Here is a 17,864-nt window from a genome sequence, read left to right on the forward strand (position 1 = left end):
GAGCGGCCGCCGCGGATCCGGCTATGCCGGGACGCCAGCGGCGCCCCTCGAGGGGAGCGGCGAAGCCGCAACGGGGTGGTCGACATCAGATCGGGTTGTGGCCCAGTTGGCCGTCGGCGTGGAGGAAGGCGCTCTCCGCATCGAGGCTGCCGAGGCCCAGGCCCGGGGGCTTGTGGAAGCGCTTGTGGGGATCGTAGGGGAACACGTCGTGCACGTAGCCGGCCTGGATGCGGTCCTTGCGGCGCTGCCAGTACTCGGCGTCGAGCAGGTCGGCGTGGTGCTGCATGAAGACCTCGCGCACGCGGCGGTCGCCGAGCAGGAAGGGACCGAAGGTCTCGGGGAACACGTCTTTCGGGCCAACCGGGTACCAGACCTCGCCCGACATTTCCTCTTCCTCGTTGCGCGCTGGCGGCACGCGGCGGAAATGGCAGTCGGTGATGTATTCGATCTCGTCGTAGTCGTAGAAGACCACCTTGCCGTGGCGGGTGACGCCGAAGTTCTTCCACAGCATGTCGCCCGGGAAGATGTTCGCGGCGACGAGGTCCTTGATCGCGTTGCCGTACTCGATCACCGCATGCTGCAGCTGCTCGGGCGTGCATTCCTGCAGGTAGATGTTGAGCGGGATCATGCGGCGCTCGATGTACAGGTGCTTGAGGATCAGCGTGTCGCCGTCTTCCTCGAGGATGCTGGGGCAGTAGTGGCGGATCTCCTCGATCAGCGCTTCCTCGAAGCGTGCGCGCGGGAAGGCGACGACGCTGAACTCGAGCGAATCGGCCATGCGGCCGACGCGGTCGTGCGTCTTGACCAGCTGGTACTTGCTCTTGATCAGCTCGCGCGAGGTGTCCTTCTGCGGCGGGTAGAAGTCCTTGATCACCTTGAAGACGAACGGGAAGCTCGGCAGGTCGAACACGAGCATCACCATGCCCTTGATGCCCGGCGCGATGCGGAAGCGATCCGAGCTGTGGCGCAGGTGATAGAGGAAGTCCCGGTAGAACTGGTTCTTGCCCTGCTTCTGCAGGCCCAGCGCGTTGTAGAGCTCCCAGCGCGGCTTGCGCGGCATCAGCGAGCGCAGGAACTGCACGAAGGCGCTGGGGATCTGCATGTCCACCATGAAGTAGGCGCGCGCGAAGCTGAACAGCATCAGCAGGTCGTCCTCGCCGAGCAGCACCGTGTCGATCGCCAGCTTGCCGTGCCGCGCGTGCAGCAGCGGCAGCGCGAAGCCGGTCTCGCGGAAGCCGTTGATCACCTTGCCGACGAGGTAGGCGCCCTTGTTGCGGAAGAACAGGCTGGTCAGCACCTGGATCTGGAAATTGGCGAGCAGCTTCGCGTCGCCGAAGGGGCGCTGCAGCGCGTCGAGCACCAGATCGAGGTCGCGATCGAGGTCCTCGAACTCGCAGGCGAGCTGGTAATTCAGGACGATCTCGCGCAGCGTGTCGCGCAGGTTCGCGCGCGTCGGGTAGTAGGCGCGGTAGGTCGGCTGCGACGCGGCCTCGTCGTTCTCGATGTATTCCGTGCTGACCGCCGGGCGCACGAAGATGAACTCGTTGCGGAAGTAGCTGCGGTGCAGGATCTTGGTCGTCACCGAGTTGAAGAAGGTCTCGGCGAGTTCGGGCTGGTGGTGCTCGATCAGCATGCCGATGTAGTGCAGCTTGACCTGCTGCCAGGTCTCGCGGCTGAGTTCGCCCGCTTTCCATTCCTGGTCGAGCCTCGTTGCCGCCTCGTCGACCCGCAGGTCGTAGAACTCGATGCGCTCGCGCTGCGCGCGCTGCTGGCCGTGCCAGTCGGCGGCCTCGAAGCGCTGCTTGGCCTGCGCGCTGGTCTGGCGGAACAGCCGGTAGTGGCGGTCGAAGCCTTCGAGCAAGGCCCGGGCGATGTCGAAGGCGCGCGGGTCGGTCAAGGCGAAGCTGCCGCCGGCCGCCACCGCGAGCGCGGCGCCTTCGGCGGCGAGCGTAGTGGCCGCCGCTTCGGTCGGCGAGGCGCTGACCGGCCGCGCGGCCATCACAACGCCCCCGGCGTCGTCGGCGCCGATTCGCCCGGCGCGTAGCGCTGCTTGACCGCGTCGATCGCCGCGCGGTGGGCGCGGCTCACGTCGTCGGCCGACCGCACCGTCATGCGCAGGTCGTGCAGCAGGCCGTCGCGCAGCGCGTAGAACCACCCGTGGACCACCAGCTCCTGGCCGCGGGCCCAGGCGTCCTGCACGACGGTCGTCCGGCAGACGTTGGTCGCCTGCTCGACGACGTTGAGTTCGCACAGCGCATCGAGCCGCTGGTCCTCGGGCACCGATGCCAGCCAGTTCGCGTACCAGTTGCGCACGTCCTGCACGTGCCGCAGCCAGTTGTCGACGATGCCGGCGCGCCGGTCGTGCAGCACCGCGGCGACGCCGCCGCAGCCCGAGTGCCCGACCACGATGATGTGGCGCACCTTCAGCACGTCGGTCGCGTACTGCACGACCGACAGGCAGTTCAGGTCCGAGTGCACCACCACGTTAGCGACGTTGCGGTGCACGAACAGATCGCCCGGCGCCAGATCGACCAGCTCGTTGGCCGGCACGCGGCTGTCGGCGCAACCGATCCACATGTACTGCGGCGTCTGCTGCGTGAGCAGGCGCGTGAAGAAGCCGGCGTCGCGCCGGACCTGGCGATCGGCCCAGGCGCGGTTGTTGGCGAGGAGCTCGTCGAGGGCGGTGGTCATGGGCCCGAGTCTAGGAGTCGTCGACCGCCGAACCGGCTGCAGGCCTCACATCGTCCGGCTGTGACCCGCGCCGGCACGGGCCTTCGCCGCCGGTGCGCCGCGAGGCGGCTTGCCGTCGGTCGCCCCGGCCACTACATGGTCTCGGCGAACAGCTCGCGGCCGATCAGCATCCTGCGGATCTCGCTGGTGCCCGCGCCGATCTCGTAGAGCTTCGCGTCGCGCCAGAGCCGCCCCAGCGGGTACTCGCTGATGTAGCCGTTGCCGCCGAAGACCTGGATGCCCTCGCCGGCCATCCACGTCGCGCGCTCGGCGCACCAGAGGATGACGCTCGCGCAGTCCTTGCGCACCTGCCGGACGTGTTCCGCGCCGAGCTTGTCGAGGTTCTTGCCGACCGTGTAGCAGAAGGCGCGCGCCGCCTGCAGCACGGTGTACATGTCCGCGACCTTGCCCTGGATCAGCTGGAACTCGCCGATGCTCCGGCCGAACTGCTTGCGGTCGTGCGTGTAGGGCACGACGTTGTCCAGCACCGCGGCCATGATCCCGATCGGCCCGGCCGCGAGCACCGCGCGCTCGTAGTCGAGCCCGCTCATCAGCACCTTCGCGCCGCCGTTGAGCGAGCCGAGCACGTTCTCGGCCGGCACCTCGACGTTGGAGAACACCATCTCGCCGGTGTGCGAGCCGCGCATGCCGAGCTTGTCGAGCTTCTGCGCGGTGCTGAAGCCCGGCATGCCCTTCTCCACGATGAAGGCGGTGACGCCCCGCGCGCCGAGCTCGGGCTCGGTCTTCGCGTAGACCACCATCGTGTCGGCGTCGGGGCCGTTGGTGATCCACATCTTCGTGCCGTTGAGCACGTAGACGCCGCCACGCTCCTCGGCCTTCAGCTTCATCGAGATGACGTCGGAGCCCGCGCCCGGCTCGCTCATCGCCAGCGCGCCGACGTGTTCGCCGCTCACGAGCTTCGGCAGGTACTTCCGCTTCTGCGCCTCGCTGCCGTTGCGCTTGATCTGGTTGACGCAGAGGTTCGAATGCGCGCCGTAGCTCAGGCCGACCGAGGCGCTCGCGCGGCTGATCTCCTCCATCGCGACCATGTGCGCGAGGTAGCCCATGCCGGCGCCGCCGTAGTCGTCGCCGACGGTGATGCCGAGCACGCCGAGCTCGCCCATCTTTCGCCACAGGTCCATCGGGAACCGGTCGCTTCGATCGATCTCGGCGGCGCGCGGCGCGATCTCGCTTTCGGCGAAGCCGCGCACCGCGTCGCGCAGCGCGTCGACGTCCTCGCCGAGCATGAAGTCGAGGCCGGGAAGGTCCATGGCAGTCTCCGGGTTCGTCACGCCGCTTTCGCGACGCGGTTCGCGGGCTTGGGCCGCGGCTTGTCCTTCGGTGCGCCCTTCGCCTGGCCCAGGGCCAGCAGCCGCCTCGCTTCCTTCTCGTGCGCGCGCACCTCGTCGAGCGTCGCCTGCAGGTCGGCCATCTGCTGCTCGACCTGGCCGCGGTGCTCGACCAGCACCGCGAGGAAGCGGCGCAGCTGCGCGGCCGAATCGCGCGGCGATTCGTACATGTCCACGAGATCCTTGATCTCGGCGAGGCTCAGGCCGAGCCGCTTGCCGCGCAGGGTCAGCTTGAGCCGGGTGCGGTCGCGCGCGGTGTAGACGCGCTGGCGGCCGCCGGCGCCGCCGCGCTGCGGCGCGAGCAGGCCGCAGTCCCCGTAGAAGCGGATCGCGCGGGTCGTCAGGTCGAACTCGCGCGCGAGCTCGCCGATGCTGTAGCGATGGGACGCATGCGGGACATCGGCGCTGGCCATGCTGCCTAGAATCGATCGGGATCGATTGACGTTGACGTTAACGGCAAGTCTAGCGGCCGACCTCGCGGCCCATCCCGCGCACTGCGCGCGCCGCCTCCTCCCCACCATGAACCCACTCGAACAGCAGCTCGCCTATCCCCACGGCCAGGCGGTGCCGGCGCCGGGCCGTGCGGTCGAGGTCGCGCCCGGCGTGAGGTGGCTGCGCATGGGGCTGCCGTTCGCGCTCGACCACATCAACCTCTGGTTGCTGCGCGATCGGCAGGGCGGCATCGACGGCTGGACGATCGTCGATTGCGGCATCGCCGACGCGAGCACGCGCGCCGCCTGGGAGCAGGTGTTCGAGCAGGAGCTCGAGGGCTTGCCGGTGCTGCGCGTGATCGTCACGCACATGCACCCCGACCACATCGGGCTCGCGCAATGGCTCACCGAACGCTGGCCGCAGGGCGGCGTGCCCTGCCGGCTTTGGATCAGCGCGACCGACTGGAACGCCGCGCGCATGGCGGTGCAGTCGACCACCGGCTTCGGCGGCGCGGCGGCCGCCACGCACTTCGGCACGCACGGCGTGCGCGACGCCGCGACGCTCGACAAGGTGCGCAGGCGCTCGAACTACTTCGCCTCGATGGTGCCGGCGGTGCCGCCGAGCCACCGCCGGCTCATGGACGGCATGGTCTTCGACATCGGCGGGCGCGCGTGGCGCTGCATCGCCGGTTTCGGTCATGCGCCGGAGCACATCTCGCTGTATTGCGAAGACCTCGGCACGCTCGGCGCCGGGGCGCTGCCCGCGTCGCGCGCCGCGATCGAGCGCCAGGCGATGCTCGGCGCCCCCGCCGACGGCCGCGGCACCGACGTGCCCGCCGGCCGCGCGGTGCTGATCTCCGGCGACATGCTGCTGCCCAAGATCACGACCAACGTCAGCGTGATCGACCTCGAGCCCGAGGCCGACCCGCTGCGGCTCTACCTCGACAGCATCGAGCGCCTGCGCGCGCTGGCGCCCGACACGCTGGTGCTGCCCTCGCACGGCCGGCCCTTCGTCGGCGTGCCGACGCGCATCGCGCAGATCCGCGCGCACCACGACGAGCGGCTCGCCGAGGTGATGGAAGCCTGCGGCCGCGCGCCCTGCTCGGCCTTCGAGTTGCTGCCGGTGCTGTTCAAGCGTTCGCTCGATCTGCATCAGACCACCTTCGCGCTCGGCGAGGCGATCGCGCACCTGCACGCGCTGTGGTTCGCCGGCAGGCTGGTGCGCACGCAGGACGCCGAGGGCGTCTATCGCTTCGCGCCCGCCTGAGGCGCGCGCCTCACCGATTCCCGCCCGCCTGAGCCTCGCGGCGCTGATCGGCGAGGAAGTCGCGGTCGATCTGCAGCGTGAGTTCGTCGATGTCGCGCGGCGTCACTCCAGCGGCGGCGAAGTGGTCCTTCCAGCCTGCAACCACCTCCGCCACGCTTGCCGCGTTCGCACGCGCACGCTCTTCGGTCAGTCCGAAGGCGCGATGCTCGGAAATAGCGTTCTCCAAGGTGGCGTCCGCTCCGTTGCGACCGACGCGCATCTGCTGATAGCCGAGCGCTTGGCCCGCAGGCAGCACGTCGAAGATCGGAGAGAGCCGATAGTGCTGCCGCTCATCGACGAGCAACACGTGGTTCTTCTCGTGATCGTCGGTGTTGTCGATCAGGATGTTGAACAGCATCCGGCGAAACAGCTCGGCCCCCAGCTTCTGGATATCGTCGGCGTGAGCGCGTCGGCGCAGCAGGAGGGCCAGTTCGGGGTAGCCGTATTCCTGGCCGGCCGCCCGCAAGGCGACGTGGGCCGAGAGGGCGTGCCGGCGCCGCCTCGCCTCTCCGGCGCCGGGCCCGCGATCGAAACGCCGGATGGCCATCGCGTGGCCCGTGCCGGCAGGTCCGAGCGGTATCGCCCAGCTCATGCTGGCTTGGATGCCCGCTTGCGCCGCGAGCGTCATCGTCGCGTGCTCGACCAGCGGTGTGTCGATCAGGTCGCCCGCTTCGGCGAACTTCACGAGCCGTTGATCGCCGTCGATCGTGATCAGCGCCTTCGGCCGCGCGCCACCGAGCGAGGTGCCCGGCATCACCAGCCGGCGCAGCGGCTCGGCAACCGGCTCGCCGGCCTCGAGCTTGTGCACCAGCTCGTGCATCGCGGCCAAGTCGGCGAGCTGCGGCGTCGGGCCGTGACGGCGCGGCAGGTACTCGCTGGCCGACAGCGAGACGCCGAGCGCGCCGAAGCGCTCATCGCCGGCGAAATACAGGAAGTCGAGCGTCGAAAGCCGCGGCGGGCGGTCGAGCAGCCGGATCACCCGCTCGCCCCAGCGGTCGGGCCGGGCGTCGTCGACGGCGCCGGCCGCGGCGTCGGCCTCCGTCGGCAGGAATTCGCCGCGCTGCAGCGGCAGGTCCTCGCTCAGCGCGAGCCCGTCGGCCAGCCAGGCTTCGGCATATTCGAGCGACACGCCCGGCGGCTGCCCGGCACCGCGGCGCTTGAGCCGCAGCGTGCCGACCCATCGCGGCGACTGCGGATCAGCGAGCCACCACAGATGCAGCAGTTCGCCGATCGCCGGCTGCGAAGCGCGCGTGCCCATCGTCACCCCGCCGCGCGCCGCGCAAGCCGATTGCGCGCGACGCGCAGGTCGAGTTCCAGAGCACCGCGGTCGAGCGCTGGATCGGCCAGCGCCGGCAGCGCGTCGCTGCGCCCTACCAGCCACAGCGCCGCCGCATACACGCCCATGCCGACACCGGGATCGCCGGCTTCGAGCCGCTGCACCGTGCGCACTGAGACCCCCAGGCGTTGGGCCCAGGCGCGCAGCGATTCCTTGCGTCGCACGCGGCCGAGTGCAAGGTTGGCGCCGAGCTGCCGCAAGGCGGCCAGGGCTTGCGCAGGCAACCAGTCGTGATGGGCAGAAGACTTCGGCATGCCATTCAATGCTACAAAACAGGCGGAATGTAGCTTTTAAAGACGTATCTGCCAAGCCGATTTGAAGCGTCCGCATCCGCATGCGCTCAGCGCACCTCTTCGGCGCGGCCAGGCCCGAGGCCTTGCCGACCAGGCGCGACAGCCGCCGCCGCATCGCGTCGGCTTTGTCGCCAGACGTAGCCGGCCCGGCCGGCGCGAACTGCGGCATCCGCACGCCGGCCGCGGCCAAGTCGGCGCCGCGACGCCGCCGTGGCGCCCGCATCCGCGGGTGGCGTGCGGTTTGCAAGGTCGCGCTCGACCGCGACGCCCAGCCTCCTCGATGCACGACCACCCGAACGCCTGCCGCCTCGCACGACGCCGCGGCCCTGCCTGCCGCGCCGGCGTCCTGGCCCTGATCGCCGCCTGCGCCGGCCTCGGCGGCTGCGGGACGGTCGCGCTGACCGCGCTGGGCATCGGCGCGTCGGCCGGCGTCAACCACACCGCCAACGGCAGCAGCAGCCGCACCTTCACCGCCAGCGCGCCGCAGGTGCGCACCGCGTCGCTGGTCGCGTTGCAGCGCATGAGCATCGCCGTCGAAAGCATCGAGCAGCGCGACGGCACCGAGGTGATCAAGGCGAAGTCGGCCGACCGGAAGATCGAGATCGAGCTCGAGGCGATGAACAAGTCGACGACGCAAATGCGCGCGACCGCGAAGCACAACCTCTTCGTGCACGACGCGGCCACGGCGAAGGAGATCGTCGAGCAGACCCAGCAGGCGCTGCAGACGCGCCTGGGCGGCCGCGGCGGCAACCCGGCGCCCGAACTGGTGCGGGCCTCGAGCCGGCTCTGAGCCCGGCCCGGTGGTTCAGCCGCCCAGGCTCTCGCGCAGCCGGATGGCCTGGTGGCCCACGTCGAGCGCGTGGCGCACCGCGAGCGCCGCGGCCTCGAAGCGGTGGCCGCCCGAGACGCGCTCGCTGCTGAAGATCACCTCGGCCGCGTCGTCGTCGCGGCCGATGCGGTGGACCTCGACCGCGGCGGTGTAGCCGCCTTCCGGCGCGTCCAGCGCCCCGGCGTAGATGCGGAAGTCGCCGACCTGTCGTTGCTGAACGTCCATCCAACGCCTCCGATCGACATCGCCTCCGGCCCAGGCCGTCCAGCCGCTGCGCCGCAGCGCGCCCTGCGCGGCGGCGGGGGACGAGGAGCGGGTCACGAAGGCGGCGGCTTGCATGCACGGAGTCTGCAAAGCGCTGCTCCGGCGGGCATCCCCCGGTCACGGGAGGGCGGGCTCCGCGCGACGAGCCGGCACCGTGCCGGCGGGAAAAAGTCGCATCGCGTGAGCCGCATGCTTTTAGTTGACAACTAAACGATCAACCTCCAAACTGGCTTCGTTGCCAGTGTCTTTGGAGCGCCCATGAAGATCGTCTGCATCGGCGGCGGCCCGGCCGGCCTGTATGCCGCGCTGCTGATGAAGAAGTTGCGCCCCGAGCACGACGTGACCGTCGTCGAGCGCAACAAGCCCTACGACACCTTCGGCTGGGGCGTCGTGTTCTCCGACGCGACGCTCGCGAACATGCGCGAGTGGGACGCCGAGACCGCCGCCGACATCGAGCGCGCCTTCAACCACTGGGACGACATCGAGCTCGAATTCCGGGGCCGGCGCATCCGCAGCGGCGGCCACGGCTTCGTCGGCATCGGCCGCAAGAAGCTTTTGAACCTGTTGCAGGCGCGCTGCGAGGCGCTGGGCGTCAGGCTGGTCTTCGAGAGCGAAGCGGAGTCGGACGCCGACTTCCCCGAGGCCGACCTCGTCATCGCCTCCGACGGCGTGAACTCGAAGGTGCGCCGCCGGCATGCCGAAGTCTTCAAGCCGGACATCGTGACCCGCCCGAACCGCTTCATCTGGCTGGGCACGACCAAGCTGTACGACGCCTTCAACTTCAGCTTCGTGCGCACCGAGCACGGCTGGTTCCAGGCACACGTCTACCAGTTCGACGAGAAGACCACGACCTTCATCGTCGAAACGACCGAGACCACCTGGCTCGCGCACGGGCTGGACAAGCTCGACAGCGACGCCTCGGTCGCCTTCTGCGAGCGGCTGTTCGCCGACCACCTGCGAATTGAGGCCCCCAGGCCGGCTTCGCCGTCCGTCCCCCAAGGGGATCTGCCCGGCCCGGCAGAGCCGGAGCTGCGCAGCCACAAGCTGATGACGAACGCGCGCCACCTGCGCGGCTCGGCGTGGCTCGCCTTCCAGCACGTCGCCTGCGAGCACTGGTCCTTCTTCAACGGCCGCAGCCACGTCGTGCTGATGGGCGACGCGGTGCACACCGCGCATTTCGCGATCGGCTCGGGCACCAAGCTCGCGATCGAGGACGCGATCGAGCTCGCGCGCCAGTTCGAGCGCTTCGGCCACGCGCCCGAACGCATCCCGCAGGTGCTCGCCGAGTACGAAGCGCTGCGGCGCGTCGACGTGCTGCGCCTGCAGAACGCGGCCTGGAACGCGATGGAGTGGTTCGAGGTGGTCGGCGCGCGCTATGCCGAGACGCTGCCGCCCGAGCAGTTCATGTACTCGATGCTGACGCGCTCGCAGCGCATCTCGCACGAGAACCTGCGGCTGCGCGATGCGGCCTGGCTCGAAGGCTTCGAGCGCTGGTTCGCCGAGCGCGCGGGGCTCGAGCTTCCCGCCGGCAGCAAGCCGCCGCCGCCGATGTTCACGCCGTTCACGCTGCGCGGCACGCGGCTCGCGAACCGCGTGGTGGTCTCGCCGATGGCGCAATACCGCGCGCAGGACGGCGTCGCCGGCGACTACCACCTGGCGCACCTGGGCGCGCGTGCGATGGGCGGCGCGGGCCTCGTGTTCGCCGAGATGACCTGCCCGAGCCCCGACGCCCGCATCACGCCCAGCTGCCCCGGCTTGTGGAACGACGCGCAGCGCGATGCCTGGAAGCGCATCGTCGACTTCGTCCATGCGAATTCCGACGCGCGGATCGCGCTCCAGCTGGGCCACGCCGGCCCGAAGGGCTCGACCAACGAGCCGTGGAACGGGCGCGGCGCCGACCAGCCGCTGGCCGAGGCCAACTGGCCGCTGCTCGCGGCCTCGGCCCTGCCCTACCAGAGCGGCGTGACGGCCGTGCCGCGCGCGATGGACCGCGCCGACATGGACCGCGTGCGCGACGATTTCGTCGCCGCCACCCGCCGTGCCGCCGAGGCCGGCTTCGACTGGCTGGAGCTGCACTGCGCGCACGGCTACCTGCTGTCGAGCTTCATCTCGCCGCTGACCAACCGCCGCGCCGACGAGTACGGCGGCTCGCTCGCGAACCGGCTGCGCTGGCCGCTCGAAGTGTTCGCGGCGATGCGCGCGGCGTGGCCCCGGCAGCGGCCGATGTCGGTGCGGATCTCGGCGCACGACTGGGTCGAGGGCGGCATCACGCCGGCCGATGCGGTGGAGATCGCGCGCGCCTTCAAGGCCGCCGGCTGCGATCTGATCGACTGCTCGTCGGGCCAGGTCAGCCCGCTGCAGAAGCCGGTCTACGGCCGCATGTACCAGACGCCGTTCGCCGATCGCATCCGCAACGAAGCCGGCATCGCCACGATGGCGGTCGGCGCGATCAGCGAGGCCGATCACGTCAACAGCATCGTCGCGGCGGGACGCGCGGATCTGTGCGCCGTCGCGCGGCCGCATCTGGCGAACCCGGCGTGGACGCTGACCGAGGCCGCGAGGATCGGCTGGACCGGCATCGCGTGGCCGAAGCCGTATGCATCGGGCAAGGCGCAGATGGAGACCTTGTTCGCACGCGAGAAGGCCGCGCGGGCCGCAGCCCCGGCCGGGCCGGCCGAGCGGGAGCCGGTGTGAGCGGGCCGGCGCTCGAAGGCCGCCACGCGGTCGTCACCGGCGCGGCGCAGGGGATCGGCGCGGCCATCGCGCGCCGGCTCGCGTCGCAGGGTGCGCGCCTGAGCCTGATGGGCCGGCGCCTGGACGCGCTGCGCGCGCTGGCGGCCGAGCTGCCGGGCGCGGCCTGCATCGCCGTCGACGTCGCCGACGAGGCCGCGGTGCAGCGCGCCTTCGCCGCGGCGCGCGCGGCGCACGGTGCCATCGCGATCCTCGTCAACAACGCCGGCCAGGCCGAAAGCGCGCCCTTCGGCAAGACCTCGCTGGACCTCTGGCAACGCATGCTCGACGTGAACCTCACCGGCACCTTCCTCTGCACGCAGCAGGCGCTGCCCGACATGCTCGGCACGGGCCGCGGCCGCATCGTCAACGTCGCGAGTACGGCGGGCCAGCGCGGCTACGCCTACGTCGCGGCCTACTGCGCGGCCAAGCACGGCGTCGTCGGCCTGACCCGCGCGCTGGCGCTGGAAGTCGCGAAGAAGGGCGTCACCGTCAACGCAGTCTGCCCCGGCTACACCGACACCGAGATCCTGCGCACGGGCATCGACAGGCTGGTCGCCGGGACCGGGCGCAGCGAGGCCGAGGCGCGCGCCGCCTTCGAGCAGGCGAGCCCGCAAGGCCGCGTGATGCAGCCCGGCGAAGTCGCCGACGCGGTGGCCTTCCTGTGCGGCGACGGCGCCGCGGCCGTCACCGGCCAGTGCCTTTCGGTCAGCGGCGGCGAGGTGATGGCATGAAGCGCGCGACGAAGCTGGAGCTCGCCCCGCTGCTCGACGACGGGAGCATCGGCCTCGAAGGCCGGCTCGCCGCCGACGACCATCAATCGCTGAAGGTGTGGCTGCGGCTGCTTTCGTGCAGCACGCAGATCGAGACCGAAATCAAGAAGCGCCTGCGCGCCGAGTTCGGCATGACGCTCGCCCGCTTCGACTACCTCGCGCAGCTGCAGCGCCACCCCGACGGGCTGCGGATGAACGCGCTGTCGCGCTATCTGATGGTGACCGGCGGCAACGTCACCGGGCTGACCGACGAGCTGGTCAAGGAGGGCCTGGTCGAGCGCCGCGACGAGCCGGAGGACCGCCGCTCCTGGCGCGTCGCGCTCACCGCGAAGGGGCACCAGGTGTTCGCACGGATCGCCGCGGTGCACGAGTCCTGGGTCGTGGACATCTTCGCGGGCATGGGCGCCCCGCAGAAGGCGCAGTTGCACGAGCTGCTCGGCGGCCTGCGCGTGCACCTCAACGCGCTGCAAGCCGGCGACACGAAGGAGACCGAGCGATGAAGCGCGACAAGCCCCTCGATCCGGTGCTGGCCGCCGGCAACCGCACGCGGCTCGCGGGCCACCGCGCCGCGCACTTCGGCTGGCAGCTGCGCGACCGCGTCGGCACAGTCACGCTCGATCGCCCCGAGCGCAAGAACCCGCTGAGCTTCGCGAGCTACGCCGAGCTGCGCGACCTGTTCGCGACGCTGCGGCACGCCGAGGACGTGAAGGCGATCGTGATCGCCGGTGCCGGCGGCAACTTCTGCTCGGGCGGCGACGTGCACGAGATCATCGGCCCGCTGATCGGCCTGCCCGCGCCGGAGCTGCTGATGTTCACGCGCATGACCGGCGCGCTCGTCAGCGAGATGCGGCACTGCCCGCAGCCGATCGTCGCGGCGATCGACGGCGTGTGCGCCGGCGCCGGCGCGATCGTCGCGATGGCGTCCGACCTGCGCCTGGGCACCGCGCGCAGCAAGACGGCCTTCCTGTTCAACCGCGTCGGCCTCGCCGGCTGCGACATGGGCGCCTGCGCGATGCTGCCGAGGATCGTCGGGCAGGGCCGCGCGAGCGAGCTGCTCTACACCGGCCGCGCGCTCGGCGGCGAAGAGGCCGAGCGCTGGGGCTTCCTCAACCGGCTCTGCACACCCGAGGCCCTGCTGGCCGAGGCGCAGGCGCTCGCGCACGAGCTCGCGCACGGGCCCAGCTTCGCCAACGGCATCACCAAGACGATGCTGCATCAGGAGTGGGCGATGACGATCGACCAGGCGATCGAGGCCGAGGCGCAGGCGCAGGCGCTGTGCATGCTGACCGAGGACTTCCGGCGGGCCTACGACGCCTTCGCCGCGAAGGCCAAGCCGGTGTTCGAGGGCAACTAGATGGACGTGCCGAGCCACCTCGACTGGCCTTTCTTCGAGGCGCGGCATCGCGAGCTGGCGCACGCGCTCGATGCGTGGGCGCGCGAGCACGCCGCCCATGTGGACCACGGCGATGTCGATGCCGCCTGCCGGCAGCTCGTGCGTTCGCTCGGCGCGGGGGGCTGGCTGCGCCATGCGATCGCCGGCAGCGCGCACGGCGGCGCGGCCGAGGCGATCGACACGCGCAGCCTGTGCCTGATCCGCGAGACGCTCGCGCGCCACGAGGGCCTGGCCGACTTCGCCTTCGCGATGCAGGGGCTGGGCTCGGGCGCCATCAGCCTGGCGGGCACGCCCGCGCAGCAGGCCGCGTGGCTGCCGAAGGTGGCGCGCGGCGAGGCGATCGCGGCCTTCGCGCTGTCGGAGCCGGACGCCGGCTCGGACGTCGCGGCGATGCGGTGCGCCGCGCGCGTCGAAGGCGGGCACGCGGTGCTCGACGGCGAGAAGACCTGGATCTCCAACGGCGGCATCGCCGACTTCTATGTCGTGTTCGCCCGGGAAGCAGCAGAGCCCCCCGCTTCGCAGGCCGCGGGCGAAGCGCGCAGCTCGCGCGGCATCTCGGCCTTCATCGTCGAGGCGGGCACGCCCGGCCTGGAGATCGCCGAGCGCATCGAGGTCATCGCGCCGCACCCGCTCGCGCGGCTGCGCTTCGTCGGCTGCCGCGTGCCGCTCACGCAGCGCATCGGCGCGGCCGGCGAAGGCTTCAAGGTCGCGATGCGCACCCTCGACGTGTTCCGCACCTCGGTCGCGGCCGCGGCCCTCGGCTTCGCGCGGCATGCCCTGGCCGAGGCGCTGCGACGCGCGACGACGCGAAAGATGTTCGACGGCGTGCTGGCCGACTTCCAGCTCACGCAGGCCCGCCTCGCGACGATGGCCACCACGATCGACGCGGCCGCGCTGCTGACCTACCGCGCGGCATGGCTGCGCGACCAGGGCCGAAGCGTCACGAAGGAAGCCGCGATGGCCAAGCTGGCGGCGACCGAAGGGGCCCAGCAGGTGATCGACGCCGCGGTGCAGATCTGCGGCGGGCTCGGCGTGAAGCGCGGCGAGCCGGTCGAGCGGCTGTACCGCGAGATCCGCTCGCTGCGCATCTACGAAGGCGCCAGCGAGGTGCAGCAACTGATCATCGGCCGCGAGCTGCTGCGGGCTTGAAGCCAGGAGGTCCGCCATGGCCACCGCCCACCTCGACACCTTCGCGCGCGACCACCTGCCGCCGCCCGAGCAGCAGCCGGACTTCCTGTTCACGCTGCCGGAGCTGCAGTTCCCCGAGCGGCTGAACTGCGCGGCCGAGCTGCTCGATCGCGCGGTGCGCGAGGGCCGCGGCGAGCGGCCGTGCATCGTGGCGCCCGGCGGCCTGCACTGGAGCTATGCGGCATTGCAGGCGCATGCGAACCGCATCGCCAACGTGCTCCTCGAGCAGATGGGCCTGGTGCCCGGCAACCGCGTGCTGCTGCGCGCGCCGAACAACCCGATGATGGCGGCCTGCTGGTTCGGCGTGATCAAGGCCGGCGGCATCGCGGTCGCGACGATGCCAATGCTGCGCGCGAAGGAGCTGGTGCCGATCGTCGCGAAGGCGCGCGTCACGCACGCGCTGTGCGACGCGGCGCTGGCCGACGCGCTGCTCGAAGCGCAGCGCGAGTGCCCGACGCTCGCGCGCATCAAGCTTTTCAACACCGGCGCGCCCGACGGGCTCGAAGCCGCGATGGCCGCCGCGAGCCCGCGCTTCGACACGCTTGCGACCGCCGCCGACGACTGCTGCCTGATCGCCTTCACCTCCGGCACCACCGGCGTGCCCAAGGGCACGATGCACTTCCATCGCGACGTGATGGCGATCTGCGCCTGCTGGCCGCGCAGCGTGCTGCGCGCCGAGGCCGACGACGTGTTCGTCGGCAGCCCGCCGCTGGCCTTCACCTTCGGCCTCGGCGGGCTGCTGCTGTTCCCGATGAGCGTCGGCGCCTCGGCGCTGCTGCTGGAGAAGGCAACGCCCGCGCATCTGGTCGAAGCGATCCGCGCGTTCGGCGCGACGGTGCTGTTCACCGCGCCGACCTCGTACCGCGCGATGGCGGCGCAAGGCGAGCTGCTGCGTGCGAGCCGGCTGCGCAAGTGCGTCTCGGCCGGCGAGGCGCTGCCGGCGGCGACGCGCGTGCTGTGGAAGGAAGCCACCGGCATCGAGCTGATCGACGGCATCGGCGCGACCGAGCTGCTGCACATCTTCATCTCGGCCGACGAGGCGAACGCGCGGCCCGGCGCCACCGGCAAGGCAGTGCCCGGCTACGAGGCGCGCGTCGTCGACGACGCCGGCCGGCCGCTTGCGCCGGGCACGATCGGCAAGCTCGCGGTGCGCGGGCCCACCGGCTGCCGCTACCTCGACGACCCGCGCCAGGCCGACTACGTGCAAGGCGGCTGGAATCTGACCGGCGACGCCTACCTGATGGATGCGGACGGCTACTTCCACTATCAGTCGCGCACCGACGACATGATCGTCTCGGCCGGCTACAACATCGCGGCGCCCGAGGTGGAGAGCGCGCTGATGCTGCATCCCGGCGTGGCCGACTGCGCGGTGGTCGGCGTGGCCGACGAAGAGCGCGGCCAGATCGTCAAGGCCTTCGTGGTGCTGCGCGAAGGCGGCGTCGCGGGGCCGACGACCGCGAAGGCGCTGCAGGATTTCGTCAAGCAGACGGTCGCGCCCTACAAGTACCCGCGCGCGGTCGAGTTCCGCAGCGCATTGCCGCGCACCGAGACCGGCAAGCTGCAGCGCTTCAAACTCCGCGAGCCGACGTGAACCCAGGAGATCCTTCGATGCCGCAAGTCCTGCTCCCCCCCGGCTGGCCGCGCCCGCGCGGCTATGCGAACGGCGTCGCGGCGCGCGGGCGCATGGTGTTCGTCGCCGGCATGGTCGGCTGGGACGCCGAGGGCCGGTTCGTCAGCGACACGCTCGCCGGCCAGGCGCGGCAGGCGCTGGCCAACGTGGTCGCGGTGCTGGCCGAAGGCGGCGCGAAGCCGGAGCACATCGTGCGCATGACCTGGTACGTCACCGACAAGCGCGAGTACGTCGCGTCCTACCCCGAGATCGGCCGCGCCTTCCGCGAGCTGATCGCGAGCTTCAACGCCGCGATGACCGCGGTCGAGGTCACGGCGCTGATCGAGGATCAGGCCAAGGTCGAGATCGAAGTCACCGCGGTCGTCCCTGATTGAGGAGTTTTCCGATGAGCAAGCCCAGCTTCGACCGCGACGATCCCTTCCTGCTCGAGCAGCAGCTGAGCGCCGACGAGCGCGCCGTGCGCGATGCCGCGCGCGACTACGCGCAAGGCCGGCTCGCGCCGCGCGTGCTGAACGCCTTCCGCGAGGGCAGCAGCGATGCGTCGATCTTTCGAGAGATGGGCGAGCTGGGCCTGCTCGGCCCCACGGTCGCCGAGGCCTACGGCGGCGCCGGCATGAATTACGTCTGCTACGGGCTCGTCGCGCGCGAGGTCGAGCGCGTCGACTCGGGCTACCGCTCGATGATGAGCGTGCAGAGCTCGCTGGTGATGGTGCCGATCGAAGCCTTCGGCACCGAGGCGCAGAAGCAGAAGTACCTGCCCAGGCTCGCGCGCGGCGAATGGATCGGCTGCTTCGGCCTGACCGAGCCCGACCACGGCTCCGACCCCGGCAGCATGGTCACCCGCGCGAAGAAGGTGCCGGGGGGCTACAGCCTGAGCGGCGCCAAGACGTGGATCACCAACAGCCCCTTCGCCGACGTCTTCGTCGTCTGGGCCAAGGAGGACGAAGGCCACGGACCAGGAGACATACGCGGCTTCATCCTCGACAAGGGCATGAAGGGCCTGAGCGCCCCGGCCATCCACGGCAAGGTCGGCCTGCGCGCGAGCCTCACCGGCGAGATCGTGATGGATCAGGTGTTCGTTCCCGAGGAGAACGCCTTCCCCGAAGTGCGCGGCCTGAAGGGCCCGTTCACCTGCCTGAACAGCGCGCGCTACGGCATCGCCTGGGGCGCGCTCGGCGCGGCCGAGTTCTGCTACGAGACCGCGCGCAGCTACACGCTGGAGCGCAAGCAGTTCGGCCGGCCGCTGGCGGCGAACCAGCTGGTGCAGAAGAAGCTGGCCGACATGCTCACCGACATCGCGCTCGGGCTGCAGGGCTGCCTGCGGCTGGGGCGGATGAAGGACGAAGGCACGGCCGCCCCGGAGGTCACGTCCATCCTGAAGCGCAACTCCTGCGGCAAGGCGCTGGAGATCGCCCGCACCGCGCGCGACATGCTCGGCGGCAACGGCATCAGCGACGAGTTCGGCGTGGCGCGGCACCTGGTCAACCTGGAGGTGGTGAACACCTACGAAGGGACGCATGACGTGCATGCGCTGATCCTCGGACGCGCGATCACCGGGATCGCGGCGTTCGCGAACTGACGCCGCGCCCGCGGCACACCGTTTGCCATTGCC

The 17,864-nt window shown here is 70.9% G+C and carries 17 protein-coding genes; 10 read left to right on the forward strand and 7 right to left on the reverse strand.

Translation table 11 applies throughout. From position 1 onward, the window contains the following. Nucleotides 1-85: 85 nt before the first annotated feature. From aceK to VFR90_RS16990, 4 genes are all read right to left on the reverse strand, one after another. The gene (gene aceK, locus VFR90_RS16975; protein WP_326407347.1) at nt 86-1,999 is read right to left on the reverse strand and encodes a bifunctional isocitrate dehydrogenase kinase/phosphatase; all 1,914 of its coding nucleotides are present in this window, start codon (nt 1,997-1,999) and stop codon (nt 86-88) included. Then, nucleotides 1,999-2,691: a carbonate dehydratase gene (can, locus tag VFR90_RS16980; protein ID WP_326407348.1), complete on the reverse strand. Its 693-nt coding sequence runs from the start codon at nt 2,689-2,691 to the stop codon at nt 1,999-2,001. Before can ends, aceK begins: the two co-directional genes overlap by 1 nt. A 131-nt stretch (nt 2,692-2,822) precedes the next feature. Next, a complete protein-coding gene (locus VFR90_RS16985) occupies nt 2,823-4,001 on the reverse strand; it encodes an isovaleryl-CoA dehydrogenase (RefSeq protein ID WP_326407349.1) in 1,179 nt (392 codons plus the stop codon). A gap of 17 nt (nt 4,002-4,018) precedes the next feature. Further along, nucleotides 4,019-4,492: a MerR family transcriptional regulator gene (locus VFR90_RS16990; protein ID WP_326407350.1), complete on the reverse strand. Its 474-nt coding sequence runs from the start codon at nt 4,490-4,492 to the stop codon at nt 4,019-4,021. A gap of 106 nt (nt 4,493-4,598) precedes the next feature. On the opposite strand from VFR90_RS16990, the gene VFR90_RS16995 reads away from it, so the two are divergent. Further along, nucleotides 4,599-5,777, forward strand: a complete 1,179-nt coding sequence (locus VFR90_RS16995) for an MBL fold metallo-hydrolase (protein WP_326407351.1) — start codon at nt 4,599-4,601, stop codon at nt 5,775-5,777. Nucleotides 5,778-5,787: 10 nt separating this feature from the next. On the opposite strand, the gene VFR90_RS17000 is transcribed toward VFR90_RS16995, so the two are convergent. Beyond that, nucleotides 5,788-7,074 (reverse strand): type II toxin-antitoxin system HipA family toxin, encoded by a 1,287-nt coding sequence (locus VFR90_RS17000; protein ID WP_326407352.1) that lies wholly within the window; start codon nt 7,072-7,074, stop codon nt 5,788-5,790. A 2-nt stretch (nt 7,075-7,076) separates the two neighbouring features. Next, entirely contained in the window at nt 7,077-7,406 is a 330-nt protein-coding gene (locus VFR90_RS17005) for an XRE family transcriptional regulator (protein ID WP_326407353.1), read from the reverse strand. Nucleotides 7,407-7,725: 319 nt separating this feature from the next. Here VFR90_RS17005 and VFR90_RS17010 point away from each other — a divergent pair, with 319 nt between their 5' ends. After that, nucleotides 7,726-8,235, forward strand: a complete 510-nt coding sequence (locus VFR90_RS17010) for a DUF3568 family protein (protein WP_326407354.1) — start codon at nt 7,726-7,728, stop codon at nt 8,233-8,235. Between the two features lie 15 nt (nt 8,236-8,250). Here VFR90_RS17010 and VFR90_RS17015 read toward each other — a convergent pair whose 3' ends face one another. After that, nucleotides 8,251-8,613: a hypothetical protein gene (locus VFR90_RS17015; RefSeq protein ID WP_326407355.1), complete on the reverse strand. Its 363-nt coding sequence runs from the start codon at nt 8,611-8,613 to the stop codon at nt 8,251-8,253. A gap of 183 nt (nt 8,614-8,796) precedes the next feature. Here VFR90_RS17015 and VFR90_RS17020 point away from each other — a divergent pair, with 183 nt between their 5' ends. Genes VFR90_RS17020 through VFR90_RS17055 form a run of 8 tightly spaced genes read left to right on the forward strand, consistent with a single transcriptional unit; the run spans nt 8,797 to nt 17,831 of the window. Then, the gene (locus VFR90_RS17020; RefSeq protein ID WP_326407356.1) at nt 8,797-11,232 is read left to right on the forward strand and encodes an oxidoreductase; all 2,436 of its coding nucleotides are present in this window, start codon (nt 8,797-8,799) and stop codon (nt 11,230-11,232) included. Further along, nucleotides 11,229-12,002: an SDR family NAD(P)-dependent oxidoreductase gene (locus VFR90_RS17025; RefSeq protein ID WP_326407357.1), complete on the forward strand. Its 774-nt coding sequence runs from the start codon at nt 11,229-11,231 to the stop codon at nt 12,000-12,002. Before VFR90_RS17020 ends, VFR90_RS17025 begins: the two co-directional genes overlap by 4 nt. Further along, entirely contained in the window at nt 11,999-12,541 is a 543-nt protein-coding gene (locus tag VFR90_RS17030) for a MarR family winged helix-turn-helix transcriptional regulator (RefSeq protein WP_326407358.1), read from the forward strand. Before VFR90_RS17025 ends, VFR90_RS17030 begins: the two co-directional genes overlap by 4 nt. Beyond that, entirely contained in the window at nt 12,538-13,395 is an 858-nt protein-coding gene (locus tag VFR90_RS17035) for an enoyl-CoA hydratase family protein (RefSeq protein WP_326407359.1), read from the forward strand. The genes VFR90_RS17030 and VFR90_RS17035 overlap by 4 nt, the downstream gene beginning before the upstream one ends. Then, complete coding sequence (locus VFR90_RS17040) at nt 13,396-14,583, forward strand: acyl-CoA dehydrogenase family protein (protein WP_326407360.1); 1,188 nt, start codon at nt 13,396-13,398, stop codon at nt 14,581-14,583. A gap of 16 nt (nt 14,584-14,599) precedes the next feature. Further along, complete coding sequence (locus VFR90_RS17045) at nt 14,600-16,213, forward strand: benzoate-CoA ligase family protein (protein ID WP_326407361.1); 1,614 nt, start codon at nt 14,600-14,602, stop codon at nt 16,211-16,213. Nucleotides 16,214-16,230: 17 nt separating this feature from the next. After that, nucleotides 16,231-16,626 carry a RidA family protein gene (locus tag VFR90_RS17050; RefSeq protein WP_326407362.1) on the forward strand — a complete coding sequence of 132 codons (396 nt, stop codon included), beginning with the start codon at nt 16,231-16,233 and terminating at the stop codon, nt 16,624-16,626. A gap of 11 nt (nt 16,627-16,637) precedes the next feature. Next, complete coding sequence (locus VFR90_RS17055) at nt 16,638-17,831, forward strand: acyl-CoA dehydrogenase (protein ID WP_326407363.1); 1,194 nt, start codon at nt 16,638-16,640, stop codon at nt 17,829-17,831. The last annotated feature ends 33 nt before the right edge of the window (nt 17,832-17,864 follow it).

The organism is Methylibium sp. (assembly GCF_035762065.1).
Lineage (GTDB): Bacteria > Pseudomonadota > Gammaproteobacteria > Burkholderiales > Burkholderiaceae_C > Methylibium.

Excerpts from the sequence above, each read along its gene's own strand:
- VFR90_RS17055 (WP_326407363.1), top strand. The coding sequence starts at position 16,638 with ATGAGCAAGCCCAGCTTCGACCGCGACGATCCCTTCCTGCTCGAGCAG.
- VFR90_RS17030 (WP_326407358.1), top strand. The coding sequence starts at position 11,999 with ATGAAGCGCGCGACGAAGCTGGAGCTCGCCCCGCTGCTCGACGACGGG.
- VFR90_RS16990 (WP_326407350.1), bottom strand. The coding sequence starts at position 4,492 with ATGGCCAGCGCCGATGTCCCGCATGCGTCCCATCGCTACAGCATCGGC.
- VFR90_RS17035 (WP_326407359.1), top strand. The coding sequence starts at position 12,538 with ATGAAGCGCGACAAGCCCCTCGATCCGGTGCTGGCCGCCGGCAACCGC.
- VFR90_RS17040 (WP_326407360.1), top strand. The coding sequence starts at position 13,396 with ATGGACGTGCCGAGCCACCTCGACTGGCCTTTCTTCGAGGCGCGGCAT.
- can (WP_326407348.1), bottom strand. The coding sequence starts at position 2,691 with ATGACCACCGCCCTCGACGAGCTCCTCGCCAACAACCGCGCCTGGGCC.
- VFR90_RS17045 (WP_326407361.1), top strand. The coding sequence starts at position 14,600 with ATGGCCACCGCCCACCTCGACACCTTCGCGCGCGACCACCTGCCGCCG.
- VFR90_RS17015 (WP_326407355.1), bottom strand. The coding sequence starts at position 8,613 with ATGCAAGCCGCCGCCTTCGTGACCCGCTCCTCGTCCCCCGCCGCCGCG.
- VFR90_RS17050 (WP_326407362.1), top strand. The coding sequence starts at position 16,231 with ATGCCGCAAGTCCTGCTCCCCCCCGGCTGGCCGCGCCCGCGCGGCTAT.
- VFR90_RS17020 (WP_326407356.1), top strand. The coding sequence starts at position 8,797 with ATGAAGATCGTCTGCATCGGCGGCGGCCCGGCCGGCCTGTATGCCGCG.
- VFR90_RS16985 (WP_326407349.1), bottom strand. The coding sequence starts at position 4,001 with ATGGACCTTCCCGGCCTCGACTTCATGCTCGGCGAGGACGTCGACGCG.
- aceK (WP_326407347.1), bottom strand. The coding sequence starts at position 1,999 with ATGGCCGCGCGGCCGGTCAGCGCCTCGCCGACCGAAGCGGCGGCCACT.
- VFR90_RS16995 (WP_326407351.1), top strand. The coding sequence starts at position 4,599 with ATGAACCCACTCGAACAGCAGCTCGCCTATCCCCACGGCCAGGCGGTG.
- VFR90_RS17000 (WP_326407352.1), bottom strand. The coding sequence starts at position 7,074 with ATGGGCACGCGCGCTTCGCAGCCGGCGATCGGCGAACTGCTGCATCTG.
- VFR90_RS17010 (WP_326407354.1), top strand. The coding sequence starts at position 7,726 with ATGCACGACCACCCGAACGCCTGCCGCCTCGCACGACGCCGCGGCCCT.
- VFR90_RS17005 (WP_326407353.1), bottom strand. The coding sequence starts at position 7,406 with ATGCCGAAGTCTTCTGCCCATCACGACTGGTTGCCTGCGCAAGCCCTG.